We start from the raw sequence: 17175 nt of genomic DNA, 5'->3' as shown, positions 1-17175 counted from the left end.
GCAAAGGAAAAGGGGCCGCTCCGGCTGGAGCGGCCCCTTTCTCATGCAGGCTGTGTGTCAGCGCTGCTGCTGGTCGTCGCGGTCCTGATCGGGCCGCTGACCACCCTGCTGGCGATCCGTGCCGCCCTGCTGTTGCTGCTGCTGCTTGCGACGCTGTTCTTCGTCGCGCTGCTGCTGCTCATTGGGTTTTTGGTCAGCCACTTGCTTTCTCCTGATGCCACGGCGGGGGCGCGTGACGCCAGAGCAACCCTTTGGACAGGCGGGATGTTGCGTGCCCGGCCAGGCCTTTCGTTCAGACGTGGCGACGGCGCGACCAACATATTATCCTTGCGGCAACCCATGCGTCTGTGATCGGTTCGTTCAATGACTGAATTCAGCTTATTCGGTTATGTCGATGGAGGGGTGCCGCCTATCCTTTCCATCCCAAGGCGAAAGGATGACCCCATCGACTCGCGGCCAGCCCCTGTCGAAGCCCGCCACGCGACCCTCGCGTCGGCGCGTCATGCGCCGGTCATCGCCCGCCGCCACGATCCGCAAAGAAAAAGCCCCAAAGGAGAGACTGCATGAACGACCAGACCCCCATCGGCAGCGGTTGCCCGGTTCACCAGCCCGGCGGCGTCCGCGCGCTGCTCGGCCGCACCAACAAGGATTGGTGGCCCGAGATGCTGGCGACCGAGATCCTCACCCCCAATGGCTCGTCGAACCCGCTCGGCGCCGATTTCGATTATTCGAAGGCGTTCGCGTTGCTCGACTATCAGGCGCTGAAGAATGACCTGACTGCGCTGATGACCGACAGCCAGCCTTGGTGGCCGGCGGATTATGGTCATTATGGTCCCTTCTTCATCCGCATGGCCTGGCACGCGGCGGGCACCTATCGCACCGCCGACGGGCGCGGCGGCGCCAACAGCGGGCAGCAGCGTTTCGCGCCGCTCGACAGCTGGCCCGACAATGGCAACCTCGACAAGGCGCGGCGCCTGTTGTGGCCGATCAAGCAGAAGTACGGCAACAAGATCAGCTGGGCCGACCTGTTCATCCTGGCCGGCAATGTCGCGATCGAAAGCATGGGCGGCCCGGTCTTCGGTTTCGGCGGCGGCCGTGCCGATGTGTTCGAGCCCGAGCGCGACATTTATTGGGGTTCGGAAGACAAATGGGTCAATGAAGGTGTCCAGACCCGCATCGATCCCGACAAGGGACTGGACATCGAAGGCCCGCTCGCCGCGATCCAGATGGGTCTGATCTACGTCAATCCCGAAGGTCCGGGCGGCAACCCCGATCCTTTGCTGTCGGCGCGCGACATCAAGGAAACCTTCGAACGCATGGCGATGGACCATGAGGAAACCGTCGCACTGACTGCGGGCGGCCACACCTTCGGCAAGGCGCATGGCAATGGCGATGCCTCGCTGCTCGGCGCGGCGCCCTCGGGCGGCGACTTGGCGGCGCAGGGCTTCGGCTGGGTCAGCAGCCACGAAAGCGGCGGTCTCGGCGAGCATAGCGTGACCAGCGGCATCGAAGGGTCGTGGGTGAATACCCCGACCGAGTGGTCGGAGAATTATTTCCGCCTGCTGCTCGACTATGATTATGAGCTCGTCCACTCGCCCGCCGGTGCCCAGCAGTGGCAGCCGGTGAACCAGAAGGAAGAGGACATGGCCCCGGCGGCCTGGGATCCGAGCCTGAAGGTTCCGACGATGATGACCACCGCCGACATGGCGTTGAAGATCGATCCCGAATTCCGCGTGATCAGCGAGAAATTCCGGACCGACCATGGCGCGTTCAAGGACGCCTTCGCCCGCGCCTGGTTCAAGCTGACCCACCGCGACATGGGTCCCAAGGTCCGCTACCTCGGCCCCGAAGTGCCCGCCGAGGACCTGATCTGGCAGGACCCGATCCCCACCGGCACCGCGCCGTCCGACGCCGACGTCCAGACGGTGAAGGACAAGATCGCCGCCAGCGGCCTGAGCGTCAGCGAACTGGTCAAGGCGGCCTGGGCGTCGGCGAGCACCTATCGCAAGTCGGACTTCCGCGGCGGCGCCAATGGCGCGCGCGTGCGGCTGGCCCCGCAAAAGGATTGGGACGTCAACGAACCGGCGGTTCTCGGCAAGGTGCTGAGCACGCTCGACGGTCTGCGCGGCAATCTGTCGCGGGCCGACGCCATCGTGCTGGGCGGCGTGGTCGGCCTGGAAAAGGCGATCAAGGACGCGGGCTTCGGCGTGACGGTGCCGTTCACGGGCGGTCGCGGCGATGCGACCGCCGAACAGACCGACGCCGACAGCTTCGCGGTGATGGAGCCCGAGGCCGACGCCTTCCGCAACTATCTCGGCAAGAAGAAGCTGGCGGTGAAGACCGAGGAAATGATGCTCGACCGCGCATCCTTGCTGGGTCTATCGGTGCCCGAAATGACGGTGCTGGTCGGGGGCCTGCGCGTCCTTGGAGCCAATCACGGCAATCGCGGTCATGGCCATTTCACCAAGCGTTCGGGCCAGTTGACCAACGACTATTTCGTCAACCTGCTCGACATGACCAATGTGTGGAAGGCCGTCGATGGCTCGGGTGACGAGGAATATGTCGCAACCGACCGTGCGAGCGGCGGCGAGACCTGGCGCGCCACCCGCGCCGATCTGGTGTTCGGTTCCAACTCTGAACTGCGCGCGGTTGCCGAGGTCTATGCCGAGACCGGCCATGAGGAGAAGTTCGTCAAGGACTTCGTCAAGGCCTGGACCAAGGTGATGAACGCCGACCGTTTCGACCTTGCCTGATCGGTAATAGCGACGGGTCGCAGGAACCCGCCCCCGGGGACATGAGCCCGGGGGCGGGTTTTCTTTTGGCTTAAAGCGACAAAGGATACGCACGCACGCGTTCAAAATGTCTCCTTTGTCGCTTTAGCGAAGCCTTCGTCGCGCAGCGCGGCGTGGACGACCGCCATGTCGGGACCGCCGCTGACGTCGATGGCCCCGCCCTTCAGGACGCGGACGGTGGTGACGCCGTTGAGTGCGCGGTCCATCGCGATGCTGAACTGGTGCGTGCGGCCCATCGATATGGCGCGGTCCCACGCGGCGGCGAAGCTTGCCGCCTCCGCCCGTTCGCGGAGGCGATAGGCGGACGCGCGGCCCATGCCGACGGCGCGTGCGGCCTTGCCCACCGAACCCATCGCTTCGAGCGCGCGGATGAAATTGGCCTGGGTTTCGGGCGTCCAGCCGTCGGCGCGATGGCGCTGCGCGGGGACCGGCGCGAAGGCGAGGCAGGTGCCGGCGAGTTGCGCGGCGGATGAGTCGGTGTGTTCCATCTGCCAGTTTGGAACATAGCGAAGTAAATTAGGACAGCGCTTTTTTGGGGGTGGGGAGCGGAGGCTGCCGATCCTCCCCGAAACGGGGAGGGGGACCAGCGAAGCTGGTGGAGGGGCGCAGGCGGCTTACTTGCCGGAAAGGATGGCTGTTCGGTCGGGGTTCCGTAAACCTCCCGTGCCCCTCCACCACCCTTCGGGTGGTCCCCCTCCCCCGTGGGGGAGGATCGCTGACGGCCGCAATCGGTCGCTTGCCGCCAATCGGGTTCCGGCAGCGAGCGAGGCTAATGCGCATCCGTCGGTGCCGGGCCGCCGATCGGTGGCGGCTTGCAGAAGGGGACCATGACCAGCGCCGTCAGGAAGACATAGGACATCAGGCGGAAGACATCGTCGAACGCGAGCGTCAGCGCGTGGCGGCCGACGATGCGCGCCATCGTCGCGTCGGCCATCAGCGAGGCCTGCTGCGGGTCGGAAACCCAGGTGCCGATATAATGGGTCAATTGCGCGGCCGCTTGCTGCGCCCCCTGCGCCGACTGGCCGAGCGCTTCCGAAATGCGCAGCGCGTGGAGGCGCGCATTGTCGCCAAGCCAGGTGTTGACAAGGGCGATGCCGATGGCGCCGCCCAAATTGCGCATCAGGTTGAACAGGCCGGAGGCGTAGCGCAGCTCGGCGCCTTCGAAATTGCCGAGCGCGAGGCCGACCGAGGGGACGATGCACAGCATGATCGCGAAGCTGCGCACGACCTGCGGCCAGAACAGCGCCGCGAAACCCCAGTCGGGGGTCATAAAGCTGAACATCCACAGTCCCAGAGCGAACAGACTGAGCCCGAAGGTGATGATGATGCGCGGGTCGACGCGCTGCGACAGCGCCGCCGCGATCGGCACGCCGAGCAATTGCGCCAGCCCGGAGACGAACACCGTCGTGCCGATTTCCGCCGCATTATAGCCGCGCACCCGGCCGAGGAAGATCGGGACGAGATAGGTGCCGGCATAAAGGCCGAAACCGATCACCAGGTTGAAGACGCAGGCGAAGGCGAAGGTCGGCTTGCGGAAAGGCGTGAGTTTGACGATCGGGCCGTCGGAGCGGAAGGAGCGTTCGAGGAACAGCGCGAAGGCGACGAGCGACAGCCAGGCCGCGATCGCGATCGACGGTTCGCTGAACCAGTCGTGCTTCGGCCCTTCCTCGAGCACATATTCGAGGCCGGCGAGGAACACCGCCATCGACCCCAGATGCACCCAGTCGATCCGGCGCAGCATCGACCAATCCGCCTTGTCGACGCGGACCAGCGCGAGGATCGTGATCGTGACGGCGATCCCGGGCGCGACATTGATGAAGAACACCCAGCGCCATCCCAGCGCGTCGGTGATCCAGCCGCCGACCGTCGGGCCGAGCGTGGGCGCGAGCACCGACACCATGCCGAGGATCGCGGGAATCATCGCGCGCTGCTTGCCCTCGAACAGCATATAGCCGGTGGCGAACACCGTCGGCACCATCGCGCCGCCGACGAAGCCCTGGATGGCGCGGAACAGGATCATCGATTCGATATTCCAGGCCAGGCCGCACGCCATGCTGGCGATGGTGAACAGCCCCGCCGACGCCGCGAACAGCCAGCGCGTCGACAGCGCCTGTGCGAGGAAGGCGGCGAAGGGGATCATCACCAGTTCGGCCATCAGATAGGCGGTCTGCACCCAACTGATCTCGTCGGGGCCCGCGCTCAATCCCGCCTGTACCTCGTTCAAGGAGGCGGCGACGATCTGGATGTCGATCAGCGCCATGAACTGGCCGAACGCCATCACCGCGAAGATCAGATATTTGCGCGCATCGGGCATCGCTGCCGGGTTGAACGGCGCGTCGGTGGGAGCGGGGCCAGACCCGGCGGAGAGGGGAATCGATGCCATCGGGCTTGTGTCCTGCAGTCTTTATATTATATGCATCATATAAAGGAGATCGCAAGTGCGCTATTCGAGTGGGCATCGCGCCGAAACGCGCGAACGGGTGTTGAAGGAAGCGGCGAAGGAAATTCGCGCCAAGGGTCCCGACAATGTCGCGGTCGCGGGCATCATGGCGCGCGCGGGACTGACCCACGGCGGCTTTTATGCCCATTTCCCATCGAAGGACGCGCTGGTCGGCGAGGCGATCGGGACGATGTTCGCCGATGCCCGGGCGCGCACCGAGCGGATCGATGCCGCCGGCGACCCGAAAGCCGTGTTGCGCGCCTACATCGATTTCTACCTCTCGTCCGCGCATCGCGACAGCCGCGATCGGGGGTGTCCGCTACCGACGCTGTCGGGTGATTTTGCGCGGTCGGAACCCGCGACGCGCGACCGGTTTGGCGCCGGCGTCGTCGGCATCGCATCGCGGCTTGCCGTGCCCTTGGCGACGCTCGGTTACGCCGAAGCGGAATCGCATGCGCTGCTCGCGCAGTTGGTCGGCGGCGTCGCGCTGGCGCGCGCAGTCGGCGACCCGGCGCTGTCCGATGCACTGCTGGTCGACACCCATGCCAGCATCGTCGCGCGCTATGGACTGGAGATCGCGCCATGACGCTCGCCAAGGTGCAGGGGCTGATCGCGTCGGGCGGGCGGCCGCCGATCGGGCATACGCTGGGGTTCCAGCTCGTCGATGCGGGCGAGGGTTGGGCGGCGTTCGAGGGGGTGCCGGGACCCGAACATTATAATCCGATGGGCATCGTGCATGGGGGTTATGCCGCGACGCTGCTCGATTCGGCCTGTGGCATCGCGGTGGTGACGAAGCTCGCCGACGATCAGGCGATGACGACGCTCGAGCTCAAGACATCGTACCTCAAGGCGATGACCGACAAGACCGGCAAGGTCCGTGCCGAGGGGCGCGTGATTTCGGTGGGCCGCCGCGTTGCCTATGTCGAAGCGAAGCTGATTGACGCCGAGGGGCGGCTCTATGCCACCGCGACCTCGACCCTGCTGGTGATGCAGGCATGAACGCGCAGACCGCGATCGCCGCCGAGGCCGAGCTGCCGCTGGGCGGGGGCAAGCCCCGCTTCGCGTTGCCGCGAAAGGCGTGGACGATGGGGCTGATCGCGCTGCTCGTCGCGGCGGCGGGCATCGGGTGGCTGACCGCGCCGCGCACCGCCGAATCGACCGACAATGCCTATCTGCAGGCCGATTCGAGCAATGTCGCGCCCAAGGTGGGCGGGCTGGTCGCGGCGGTGCTGGTGCGCGACAATCAGGCGGTACAGGCCGGCGACCCGCTCGTCCGCATCGATGCCGAGGATTATGACGCGCGGCTGCAATCGGCCCAGGCTGCGGTGGCCGACGCCGATGCGCAGGTCGCGACGGCCAGAGCGGCGCTCGCCGCGCTCGGCGCCGACGAACGGCTTGCGGCGGCGCAGATTCGCGCGGTGGGCACACAGATCGCCGCCGCCGACGCCGAATCCTCGCGCGCCTCGGCCGATCTTAAACGGTATGACGCGCTGCTCGTCGATGGCTTCGTCACCCGCCGCGATGCCGATCAGGTGCGCGCGACGGCGGTCGGCGCGGCATCGGCGGCACAGCGGTCGCGCGCCGACCTCGGCACCAGCTACGAACAGGCGGCGGTGACCCGCGCGCGGCGCCCGGTGCTGCTCGCGCAGATCCAGGCGGCCGAAGCCGAAGCGCTGAAGGCGCGCGCCGCGCTGGCGCTGGCGAAGCAGGATCGCGGCCACGCGCTGGTCCGCGCGCCGATATCGGGGGTCGTCGGCAACCGGCAGGTGCAGGTCGGCGACTATGTGCAGCCGGGGTCGCGGCTGCTGACGCTGGTGCCGACGCGCGCGCTCTATGTCGTCGCCAATTTCAAGGAAACCCAGACGCATGCGATGCGGCCGGGGCAGAGGGCGGAGGTCTATGTCGACGCGCTCGGTGAAACGCTGACCGGCACCGTCGAAAGCCTCGCGCCCGGCTCGGCGAGCGAGTTCACCTTGCTGCCCTTCGAACCCGGATCGGGCAATTTCACCAAGATCGTCCAGCGTGTCGGGGTGCGCATCCACCTCGATGTGGGGCAGGCGGCGCTGGCGCAGCTGCGACCCGGGCTGTCGGTGACTGCGAAGGTGCGGCTGCGCGACTGATCGCTGCGATCGCCTCGCTTCGCCGCACATCATGTTAACGATGTAAATTTCGACTTGACCGCGCGGCGTCGCCCGATCAATGTTTACGACAGTAACATTGAGTCGCGAAAGGACGCGCCATGCGAACCTTGCTCTATGCTCTCGGGCCGATGCTGTTCGACTCGCTCGGGATCATCGTCTTTGCGATATTGTTGGGCGTCGGCGCGGGGATCGTTCCTGCCGTCGTCGCAGGCACAATCGTCGCCGTCGCGGTCGTCGGGTACGAACTGGCGCGCCGCCGCAAGGTCGCCGCGCTGCAATGGATCAGCCTCGCCTCGGTGTTGTTCACCGCCGCCGCGACCTTGCTCACCGGCGATCCGCGCTTCGTGATGGCGAAGCCGACGATCGTCTATCTGATCGTCGGCACGGTGATGCTGCGCAAGGGCTGGCTGAGCCGCTATATCCTGCCCGAGCAGATGGCGCTGGTCGGCGACGTGATGGACCGCTTCGGCCAGATCTGGGCGGCGCTGATGTTCGCGAGCGCGGGGCTCAACCTGGTGATCGCGATCTTCTTCACCCAGTGGTGGCCGCTGTTCATCGGCGTGTTTCCGCTGGCGTCGAAATTCGGGCTGTTTGCGATCCACATCGCGGTGGTGCATTTCGTCGGCCAGGCGCGGCTGCGGCGGCGGGCGGCGGATATCGGCGCGGCGCCTGTGGTCACGCCGTCCTGATCGCTGCTACGGGTCGGGGATGGATTTCAAAGCGAAGATCGAACTTAGAGGCATCAATCCCTATGTGCTGGTGAGCCCGGCGCTGGCGGAGCGGATCAGGGCCGGCTGGAAAAGGCCGATGCCCGTGCTGGTCCAGGTCAATGGCCAGCCCGATCCGGCGTGGCGCGTCAATATGATGCCGGCGGGCGACGGGAGCTTTTATCTCTATCTCGACGGCGCCGTGCGCAAGGCGTCGGGCACGGATGTGGGCGACATAGTCGATGTGTCGGTGGTCTTCGACGACGCGTACCCGAGCGGCCCGCAGCACGATATGCTGCCCGAATTCGCGGCGCGCCTCGATGCGAATCCCGCCGCCAAGGCCCGATGGGAAGGCCTGACCCCCAGCCTGCAGAAGGAAATATTGCGCTATCTCGCCAATCTGAAATCGGACGCGGCGCGGCAGCGCAATGTCGAACGCGCTATCGCAGTGCTCGGCGGCGCGAAGGAACGCTTCCTGGCGCGCGACTGGAACTGAGCGGGTTGCCTTATTCGGCGTCGAGCCCGTAGGCGGTGTGCAGCACGCGCACCGCGAGTTCGGTTTCGTCCTCGTCGATCAGCACGCTGACCTTGATCTCGCTGGTCGAGATCGCCTGGATGTTGATGCCGCGGTCGGCCAATGCGCGGAACATCGTGCTCGCGACGCCCGCGTGGCTCTTCATGCCGACGCCGACGACGCTGATCTTGGCGACCTTGTCGTCGCTGATGATGCGGTTGAAGCCGATCTTTTCCTTGGCGCCCTCGAGCAGGTCGATCGAGCGCAGCAGGTCGGTGCCGGGGACGGTGAAGGTCACGTCGGTCTCGCCCTTTTCGCGGCCGACGTTCTGGATGATCATGTCGACATTGATCCCGGCGGCGGCGAGCGGGCCGAAGATGTTCGCCACGGCGCCCGGCTTGTCGGGCACGCGCGTGACGATGATCTTCGCTTCATTCTTGTCGTGGGCGATGCCGGTGATCAGCTGCCGTTCCATCTGATGTTCCTCTATTTCCTGGTCGCTCACGATCATCGTGCCTCTTTTGGGAGCCTCATCGCCCTCGACAAAGCTCGACAGCACTTGCACGCGCACGCCCATCTTCATCGCGAGCCCGACCGAGCGGGTCTGGAGCACCTTGGCGCCGACGCTCGCGAGTTCGAGCATTTCCTCATAGGTGACATAGTCGAGCTTGCGCGCGCGCGCGACGATGCGCGGGTCGGTGGTGTAGACGCCGTCGACGTCGGTGTAGATGTCGCAGCGGTCGGCCTTGAGCGCCGCCGCGACCGCGACCGCGCTGGTGTCCGAGCCGCCGCGCCCGAGCGTCGAGATGCGGCCGTCGTCCATCATGCCCTGGAAACCCGGGATCACCGCGACCTCGCCGCGCGCCATCGCGGCGCCGAGCGCGCCGGTGTCGATGTCGGTGATGCGCGCGCGGGCGTGCGCTTCCTCGGTGCGGATCGGGAGCTGCCAGCCGAGCCAGCTGCGCGCCGGGGTGCCCATCGCCTGCAAGGTGAGCGCGAGCAAGCCCGACGTCACCTGTTCGCCCGCCGCGACGACGACGTCATATTCGGCGGGGTCGTAGCGCGGGTTCGCCTCGCGGCAGAAATTGACGAGGCGATCGGTCTCGCCGGCCATCGCCGAGACGACGACCGCGACCTCGTTGCCGTTGGCGACTTCGCGCGCGACGAGTTTCGCCACGGTGCGAATTCGTTCGGTGCCCGCCATCGACGTGCCCCCGAATTTCATCACGATCCGCGCCATCTCGCCCCGCTTTCAAAAAACTGGTGTCCGCCGCAACATTCGTACAAGATTGCGGCGCGCCGCTGTTAGGGAAGGGGGCGCTCGAAGGCAAGAGGAGCGGGGGTGGTCGGGGAATAGAATTTCTTGCACCGGCGATGCCGCAGTGCCACATCGCGGGGCATGAGCGCCGCCACGATCAACCCGAACGAAGCCGCCCATTTCGGGGCGCTGGCCGCCGACTGGTGGGACCCGCATGGCTCATCGGCGATGCTGCACAAGCTGAACCCGGTGCGGCTGTCCTATATCCGCAGCCAGATCGACGCGCATTGGCACGGCGATACGCGCGAGCGGCGGCCGCTGGTCGGCAAATATGCGCTCGATGTCGGGTGCGGCGCCGGGCTGCTCGCCGAGCCGCTGGCGCGGATGGGCGCCGATGTGACCGGGGTCGATGCGGCGCCCGAAAATATCGCGGTGGCGCGCGCGCATGCGGCGGGGCAGGGGCTGGCGATCACGTATCACGCGGGGGAACTGGCGGCGTTGGCGCCCGGAACCTTCGACCTCGTCACCTCGATGGAGGTCGTCGAGCATGTCACCGATCCCGCAGCGTTCATCGGCGAACTCGCGGCGCGGCTGACGCCCGGCGGGTTGATGATCCTGTCGACGCCCAATCGCACCGTCGCATCCAAACTGCTGCTCGTCGAAGCCGCCGAACGTATCGGCGCCGTGCCGCGCGGGACGCACGACTGGGACCAGTTTCTGAAACCCGAGGAGCTGACCAAGCTGGTCGAGGATGCCGGGCTCGAGGTCATCGACCGGACCGGGCTGTCGCCGTCGGCGGCGAAAGGCTTCAAGCTCGGCGGCAGTGAGGCGCTCAATTACCTCGTCACCGCGCGGTGGCCGGGATGACCCGCGACCCGCGCGTCGATGCCTATATCGCCGCGCGGCAGGCTTTCGCGCAACCGATCCTGACCCATTTGCGCGAACTGGTACATGCGCACGCGCCCGGCGCCGAAGAGACGCTGAAGTGGGGCGTGCCGCATTTCACGCTCGGCGGGCAGAATCTCGCGGGGATGGCTGCGTTCAAAAGCCACGCGACCTTCGGCTTCTGGCGCGACGAGGATGTCACCGGTTCGCCGCGCGACACCGGCGCGATGGGGAGCATGGGGCGGCTGACGACGTTGGCCGACCTGCCGTCGGATGACGTGATGGCGGCCTATATCGCCAAGGCGGCGGCGCTATGCGCCGAGGGCAAGGCCAAGCGGCCCAAGCCCGAGCCAAAGGCGGCGCTCGACTTGCCCGATGATCTGAGCGCGGCGCTCAAGGCCAATGGCGCAGCGCAGGGGCATTGGGACGCCTTCTCGCCGGGCAAGCGGCGCGACTATATCGAATGGGTGGTCGAGGCGAAGCGCGAGGAGACGCGGGTGAAGCGCATCGAAACGATCGTCGCGCAGGTTGCCGAGGGCAAGGATCGCAACTGGAAATATAAGGCCTGCTGAGGCCTAGAAATCCACGTCCTCATAATATTTCGGCGGCGTCACGATTTCCATCCGTTCGGCCAGCAACGGGCGAAAGGAGGGACGCGACTTGAGGCCCGAATACCAGCCCTTCGTTTGCTCGTGCCCGGTCCAGTCGATGCCCCCGAGATAGTCGGCGACCGAGATATGCGCGGCGGCCGTGAGGTCGGCGAGGCTCATCGTCGCGCCGGCGAGCCAGGTGCGGTGGTCGATCAGATAATCGACATAGTCGAGATGCTGGTTCGCCGCCTTCATCGCCTCGCGCAGCGCGCCGCCGTCGGGCGGCTGGCGGTGGACGATGCGCTTCTGCATCCGTTCGAACAGCAAGGGTCCGGTGACTTCATAGTAGAAATCCTGGTCGAACCAGGCGGAGAGGCGGCGGATTTCGGCGCGATTGGCGGCGGTGCCGTTGATCATCGCCTTGCCCTCGACCGTTTCCTCGAAATATTCGGCGATCGCCATGCTGTCGATCAGCACCTGGCCGCGCGCATTGTCGACCATCACCGGGGTGCGCCCGGCGGGGTTCAGGTCGATGAATTCGTCGCGGCGTTCCCACGGCGATTCGCGCACGAGATCGTAACCGACGCCCTTTTCCCCGAGCAGCAGGCGGATTTTGCGCGAGAAGGGGCAGAGCGGATATTGGTAAAGTTGCCACATGGCGTGGGCATAGCGGCAGCGGGCCGCGACGCGCAACGGCTATGGTGCGATGCGGTGCGAAGCGCTGTGGATCAGCGGCGCGCGGCGTCGCGTTCGCGTTGCCATTGTGCCGCCATATCGCGCGCCATATCCTTGAGAACCGGTGCATAAGCCGCAGCGGCGGTGGCGAGATGGCCCGCCATGCGCGAGGTCGCGCGGACATCGTCGCCCATGCGGCGGCCGGCGTCGGGATCGCTGCCGGTGACGTCGCCCAAAGTTGCGTCGTGCGGGATATAGGCCGCGTCCGAGTCGGGGTCGACGCGCGCGATCGCCTCTGCGAGCGGGCCGATGTTGGTGCGCATCAGCGCATCGACCAGCACCGTCACGGTTTCGGCCATGCGGTCGGCCGCGACCGGGTCGGTCAGCGTCGCGGCGGCATCGCGCACATCGGCGGCTTGCGCCGAAAGCGGCGCGGCGAGCGCCACCAGGGGAAGCGCGGCCAAAGGAAGTTTACGGGTCCAGCGGGTCATCGGCATCTTCCTTTCCGGGAAGGGTGCGGGGTCAGCGAAGGCGCGGTTGATACCGAAACAACGCTTTCGCTGCGCTGAACATAGCGCGAGATGCGGTAGGGCGAAACGGCGATGCGACAAATCGCCGCCCCCGCGCCGGCGGGGGCGACGGTCTTTACTCGGCTGCGACCACCGCCATCGCTTCATCGCGCAGCGGGTGCGACAGGCGGCTGACCATTTCCTTGGGGCAGACCTGCCAGAACTGGCCGAGCCAGCGGTCCCAGTCGGCGAGCACCTCGTTCGACCATTTGCTGCCGGTGGCCTTGGCATGATCCTCGACCAGCGCCTTCAGCACGCCTTCCCAATGGCCGCTTTCGACGCGCTGCCAGAGGATCGATTCGGGGTTGGCGCGGCGTTCGAAATGATCGTCGGTGTCGAGGACGAAGGCCATGCCGCCGGTCATGCCGGCGCCGAAGTTCGACCCCACGCTGCCGAGGATCACCGCGATGCCGCCGGTCATATATTCGAGGCCGTTGGCGCCGCAGCCTTCGACGACGACATGGGCGCCCGAGTTGCGCACCGCGAAACGCTCGCCCGCCTGGCCCGCCGCGAGCAGCGTGCCCGCCGTCGCGCCATAGAGGACGGTGTTGCCGACGATCGTGTTGTGCTGGCTGACCAGCGGGCTCGACACGGTCGGGCGCACGACGATGCGGCCGCCCGACAGGCCCTTGCCGACATAGTCGTTGGCGTCGCCGAACACTTCCAGCGTGATGCCCTGGCAGAGGAAGGCGCCGAGCGACTGGCCCGCGGTGCCGCGCAGACGGACCTGGACATGATTGTCGGCGAGCCCCTTCATCCCGAAGCGCGCGGTGACTTCCGCCGAGAGGCGGGTGCCGACGGCGCGATGGGTGTTGCGGACATTATAGGTCAGCTGCATCCGCTCGCCGCGCTCGAACAAAGGCTTGGCGTCGTTCAGAATCTGCGCGTCGAGGCTGTCGGGCACCGGATTGCGGAGCAGGCCATGCGAGCGGCGCTCGTTGTCGGGGGCGTCGACCTTGGCGAGGATCGGATTGAGGTCGAGGTCGTCGAGATGTTCGGCGCCGCGGCTGACCTGGCGCAGCAATTCGGTGCGGCCGATCACCTCGTCGAGGCTGCGGTAACCGAGCTTGGCGAGGATCTCGCGCACTTCCTCGGCGATGAAGGTCATCAGGTTGATGACCTTCTCGGGCGAGCCGGTGAACTTGGCGCGCATCTTTTCGTCCTGGGTGCAGACGCCGACGGGGCAGGTGTTGCTGTGGCACTGGCGCACCATGATGCAGCCCATGGCGACGAGGCTCAGCGTCCCGATGCCATATTCCTCGGCGCCGAGGATCGCGGCGATGACGATGTCACGCCCGGTCTTGAGCCCGCCGTCGGTGCGCAGGCGGATGCGGTGGCGCAGGCCGTTGAGCGTCAGCACCTGGTTGACCTCGCTGAGGCCCATTTCCCATGGCGTGCCGGCATATTTGACGCTGGTCTGGGGCGAGGCGCCGGTGCCGCCGGTGTTGCCCGAGACGAGGATCACGTCGGCATGCGCCTTGGCCACCCCTGCAGCGACAGTACCGATGCCCGCCGAGCTGACGAGCTTGACGCACACCCGCGCGCGCGGGTTGATCTGCTTGAGGTCGTAGATCAGCTGCGCCAGATCCTCGATCGAATAGATGTCGTGGTGCGGCGGCGGCGAGATCAGCATCACGCCCGGGGTCGAGTGGCGCAGGCGCGCGATGAATTCGGTGACCTTGAAGCCCGGCAACTGGCCGCCCTCGCCGGGCTTGGCGCCCTGTGCGACCTTGATCTCGATCTCGTCGCAGGCGCCGAGATATTCGGCGGTGACGCCGAAACGGCCGCTCGCGATCTGCTTGATGTTGCTGTTGGCATTGTCGCCATTGGCATAGGGCTGGTAGCGTTCGCTCGCTTCGCCGCCTTCGCCCGACACCGCCTTGGCGCCGATGCGGTTCATCGCGATCGCCAGCGTCTCATGGGCTTCCGGGGAAAGCGCGCCCAAGGACATGCCGGGGGTGACGAAACGCTTGCGGATCTCGGTGATCGCCTCGACGCTGTCGAGCGCGACGCCCTGCGCCGGATAGTTGAACTCCATCAGGTCGCGCAGATACACCGGCGGCAGGTCGGCGACGCCGCGCGCGAATTGCAGATAGGTCGAATAGCTGTCGGTCGCGACCGCCGTCTGGAGCAGATGCATCAGCTGCGCCGAGTAAGCGTGGGTCTCGCCGCCCGCGCGCTGGCGATAGAAGCCGCCGATGGGCAGGGTGGTGACGCGCTTGTCATACGCCGCCTCATGCTTCTCGGTCGCGTTGATGAACAGCGACTGATAGCCTTCGCCGGAGATCTTCGCGGGCATGCCCGGGAAGAGGTCGTTGACGAGCGCGCGGCTCAAACCGACCGCCTCGAAATTATAACCGCCGCGATAGGAGGAGATCACCGCGATCCCCATTTTGGCGAGGATCTTGAGCAGGCCGTCGTCGATCGCCTTGCGGAACCGCTTGCGGCAATCGTCGAGCGACAGCTCGCCGCCGAACAGCCCGCGCGCATGGCGGTCGGCGATTGCGGCTTCGGAGAGATAGGCCTGCACCGTCGTCGCGCCGACGCCGATCAGCACCGCAAAGGCGTGGGTGTCGAGCACCTCGGCCGAGCGGACGTTGATCGAGGCGTAGCTGCGCAGGCCTTTTCTGACGAGATGCGTGTGGACGGCGGCGGCGGCGAGCACCATCGCCATGCCGACGCGGCCTTCGCCGATCTTTTCGTCGCTCAGGAACAATTCGCTGCGTCCGGCGCGGACGGCGTCTTCGGCTTCCTTGCGGACGCGGGCGATGGCTTCGCGCAGCGTCGACGCGTCGCCGCCGACCTTGAAGGTGCAGTCGATGTCGGCGACCGCGTCGCCGAAATAGGCGCGGAGGCGATCCCAATCGTCGCCGACCAGCACGGGGCTGTCGATGACGAGGACATGGTCGCTCTGCCCGCGCTCGTCGAGGATGTTGGCAAGGTTGGCGAAGCGCGTCTTCAGGCTCATCACATGGCGTTCGCGCAGGCTGTCGATCGGCGGGTTGGTGACCTGGCTGAAATTCTGGCGGAAGAATTGCGCGACATGGCGCGGCTTGTCGGAGATGACCGCGAGCGGCGTGTCGTCGCCCATCGAGCCGATGGCTTCCTTGGCGTCCTCGACCATCGGGGACAGGATCAGCTCCATATCCTCCATCGTCAGGCCGGCGGCGACCTGGCGGCGCAGAAGGTCGCTGCGGTCGAAGGCGGGCAGGGTCGATTTGCCGCCCTTGGGCAGGTCGGCCATGCTGCGGAAGCCTTTGACCCGCGCCGCATAGTCGGCGGCGCCGGCGATCTTGTCCTTGATCGCGCGATCTTCGTAGAGCGTGCCTTCGTCGAGATCGACCGCGATCATCTGCCCGGGGCCGAGGCGGCCCTTCTTGCGGATGCTCGCTTCGGGCAGCAGCACCATCCCGCTTTCGGAACCGACGACGAGCAGATTGTCGGCGGTCAGCGTGTAGCGCAGCGGGCGCAGCGCGTTGCGGTCCATGCCCGCGACCGCCCAGCGGCCGTCGGTCATCGCGAGTGCGGCGGGGCCGTCCCACGGTTCCATGACGCTGGCGAGATAGGAGTACATGGCGCGGTGCGCGTCGGGCACCTCGGCGTCGTCGCCCCAGGCTTCGGGGACGAGGATCAGCTTGGTCGTCGGCGCATCGCGGCCGGCGCGGCACAAAGCCTCGAACACCGCGTCGAGCGCAGCGGTGTCCGACGCTCCCGCCGGGATCACCGGCTTGATGTCTTCGCTATGCTCACCAAAGGCGAGGCTCGCCATCTTGATCTCGTGGCTTTTCATCCAGTTCTTGTTGCCGCGGATCGTGTTGATCTCGCCATTATGGGCGAGGCAGCGGAAGGGCTGGGCCAGCCACCATTGCGGGAAGGTGTTGGTCGAATAGCGCTGGTGGAAGATCGCGACCCGGCTTTCGAACAATTTGTTCGTCAGGTCGGGGTAAAAATCGGCGAGGCTCTCGGCGAGGAACAGCCCCTTGTAGATGATCGAACGCGCCGACAGGCTGCAGATGTAGAAATCGGCGATCTGGGCGGCGATGACCTTTTTTTCGATCCGGCGGCGGACGAGATAGAGGCGCTTTTCGAACTCGGCGAGCGACTGCGCGTCGGGCAGCGGGCCGGCGATCATGATCTGCTCGATCTCGGGGCGGGTGCGCTGCGCCTTGTCGCCGATCACCGACACGTCGACCGGCACCTGGCGCCAGCCATAGATGGTGTAGCCGGCGTCGATGATCTCGGCCTCGACGATCGTGCGGCAATGTTCCTGCGCATCGAGGTCGGTGCGCGGCAGGAAGATCATGCCGACCGCGAGGCGGTTCGGCAGCGCCTTATGTCCCGACGCCGCGATGGCATCGTCGAAGAAGCGCACCGGCAGGTCCACATGGATGCCCGCCCCATCCCCGGTCTTGCCGTCGGCATCGACCGCGCCGCGGTGCCAGACCGCCCGCAGCGCCTCGATCGCCGCCTCGACGACGCGGCGCGAGGCCTTGCCGTCGGTCGCTGCGACCATGCCGACGCCGCAGGCGTCGGATTCCATGTCGGGGCGGTACATGCCCTCGGCTTCGAGCCGCGCATGTTCGGGGGTGGGGTAATGGGTCATC

General features: G+C 66.5%; 15 protein-coding genes. 9 read left to right on the top strand and 6 right to left on the bottom strand.

Features of this window, described 5'->3' with window-relative positions; translation table 11 throughout:
• Positions 1-54 precede the first annotated feature (54 nt).
• Both ACREB7_RS02990 and katG read left to right on the top strand, forming a co-directional pair.
• Positions 55-351, top strand: a complete 297-nt coding sequence (locus ACREB7_RS02990) for a hypothetical protein (RefSeq protein ID WP_431590800.1) — start codon at positions 55-57, stop codon at positions 349-351.
• Positions 352-563: 212 nt separating this feature from the next.
• Positions 564-2753 (top strand): catalase/peroxidase HPI, encoded by a 2190-nt coding sequence (gene katG / locus ACREB7_RS02985; RefSeq protein WP_431590799.1) that lies wholly within the window; start codon positions 564-566, stop codon positions 2751-2753.
• A 101-nt stretch (positions 2754-2854) separates the two neighbouring features.
• Here katG and ACREB7_RS02980 read toward each other — a convergent pair whose 3' ends face one another.
• Together ACREB7_RS02980 and ACREB7_RS02975 are read right to left on the bottom strand one after the other, a co-directional pair.
• Positions 2855-3280 carry a hypothetical protein gene (locus tag ACREB7_RS02980; RefSeq protein WP_431590798.1) on the bottom strand — a complete coding sequence of 142 codons (426 nt, stop codon included), beginning with the start codon at positions 3278-3280 and terminating at the stop codon, positions 2855-2857.
• A 281-nt stretch (positions 3281-3561) separates the two neighbouring features.
• The gene (locus tag ACREB7_RS02975; RefSeq protein WP_431590797.1) at positions 3562-5175 is read right to left on the bottom strand and encodes a DHA2 family efflux MFS transporter permease subunit; all 1614 of its coding nucleotides are present in this window, start codon (positions 5173-5175) and stop codon (positions 3562-3564) included.
• 55 nt (positions 5176-5230) lie between these two features.
• Between ACREB7_RS02975 and ACREB7_RS02970 the strand changes: the two genes are divergently transcribed.
• The 5 genes from ACREB7_RS02970 (at position 5231) to ACREB7_RS02950 (ending at position 8576) form a co-directional block, all read left to right on the top strand.
• A complete protein-coding gene (locus ACREB7_RS02970) occupies positions 5231-5818 on the top strand; it encodes a TetR/AcrR family transcriptional regulator (RefSeq protein ID WP_431590796.1) in 588 nt (195 codons plus the stop codon).
• A complete protein-coding gene (locus tag ACREB7_RS02965) occupies positions 5815-6231 on the top strand; it encodes a PaaI family thioesterase (RefSeq protein WP_431590795.1) in 417 nt (138 codons plus the stop codon). The genes ACREB7_RS02970 and ACREB7_RS02965 overlap by 4 nt, the downstream gene beginning before the upstream one ends.
• Complete coding sequence (locus tag ACREB7_RS02960) at positions 6228-7352, top strand: HlyD family secretion protein (RefSeq protein WP_431590794.1); 1125 nt, start codon at positions 6228-6230, stop codon at positions 7350-7352. The genes ACREB7_RS02965 and ACREB7_RS02960 overlap by 4 nt, the downstream gene beginning before the upstream one ends.
• Positions 7353-7471: 119 nt before the next feature.
• Entirely contained in the window at positions 7472-8062 is a 591-nt protein-coding gene (locus ACREB7_RS02955) for an inner membrane-spanning protein YciB (RefSeq protein WP_431590793.1), read from the top strand.
• A gap of 19 nt (positions 8063-8081) precedes the next feature.
• A complete protein-coding gene (locus ACREB7_RS02950) occupies positions 8082-8576 on the top strand; it encodes a YdeI/OmpD-associated family protein (protein WP_431590792.1) in 495 nt (164 codons plus the stop codon).
• A gap of 10 nt (positions 8577-8586) precedes the next feature.
• Here ACREB7_RS02950 and ACREB7_RS02945 read toward each other — a convergent pair whose 3' ends face one another.
• A complete protein-coding gene (locus tag ACREB7_RS02945) occupies positions 8587-9834 on the bottom strand; it encodes an aspartate kinase (protein WP_431590791.1) in 1248 nt (415 codons plus the stop codon).
• Positions 9835-9993: 159 nt separating this feature from the next.
• Between ACREB7_RS02945 and ubiG the strand changes: the two genes are divergently transcribed.
• Positions 9994-10719 (top strand): bifunctional 2-polyprenyl-6-hydroxyphenol methylase/3-demethylubiquinol 3-O-methyltransferase UbiG, encoded by a 726-nt coding sequence (ubiG, locus tag ACREB7_RS02940; protein ID WP_431590790.1) that lies wholly within the window; start codon positions 9994-9996, stop codon positions 10717-10719.
• Positions 10716-11309 (top strand): YdeI/OmpD-associated family protein, encoded by a 594-nt coding sequence (locus tag ACREB7_RS02935; RefSeq protein WP_431590789.1) that lies wholly within the window; start codon positions 10716-10718, stop codon positions 11307-11309. The genes ubiG and ACREB7_RS02935 overlap by 4 nt, the downstream gene beginning before the upstream one ends.
• Before the next feature lie 3 nt (positions 11310-11312).
• Here ACREB7_RS02935 and ACREB7_RS02930 read toward each other — a convergent pair whose 3' ends face one another.
• From ACREB7_RS02930 to gltB, 3 genes are all read right to left on the bottom strand, one after another.
• On the bottom strand, positions 11313-11984 hold the full coding sequence (locus tag ACREB7_RS02930; protein WP_187140240.1) for a glutathione S-transferase family protein: 672 nt from the start codon (positions 11982-11984) through the stop codon (positions 11313-11315).
• A gap of 71 nt (positions 11985-12055) precedes the next feature.
• Positions 12056-12493, bottom strand: a complete 438-nt coding sequence (locus tag ACREB7_RS02925; protein ID WP_431590788.1) for a hypothetical protein — start codon at positions 12491-12493, stop codon at positions 12056-12058.
• A gap of 154 nt (positions 12494-12647) precedes the next feature.
• Positions 12648-17174: a glutamate synthase large subunit gene (gene gltB, locus ACREB7_RS02920; RefSeq protein ID WP_431590787.1), complete on the bottom strand. Its 4527-nt coding sequence runs from the start codon at positions 17172-17174 to the stop codon at positions 12648-12650.
• Position 17175: the final 1 nt, after the last annotated feature.

The sequence above is a fragment of the Sphingopyxis sp. genome (genome assembly GCF_050725615.1).
GTDB lineage: Bacteria > Pseudomonadota > Alphaproteobacteria > Sphingomonadales > Sphingomonadaceae > Sphingopyxis.
The sequence above is the reverse complement of the archived record's forward strand: the minus strand, read 5'-3'. Positions and strand labels throughout refer to the sequence as shown.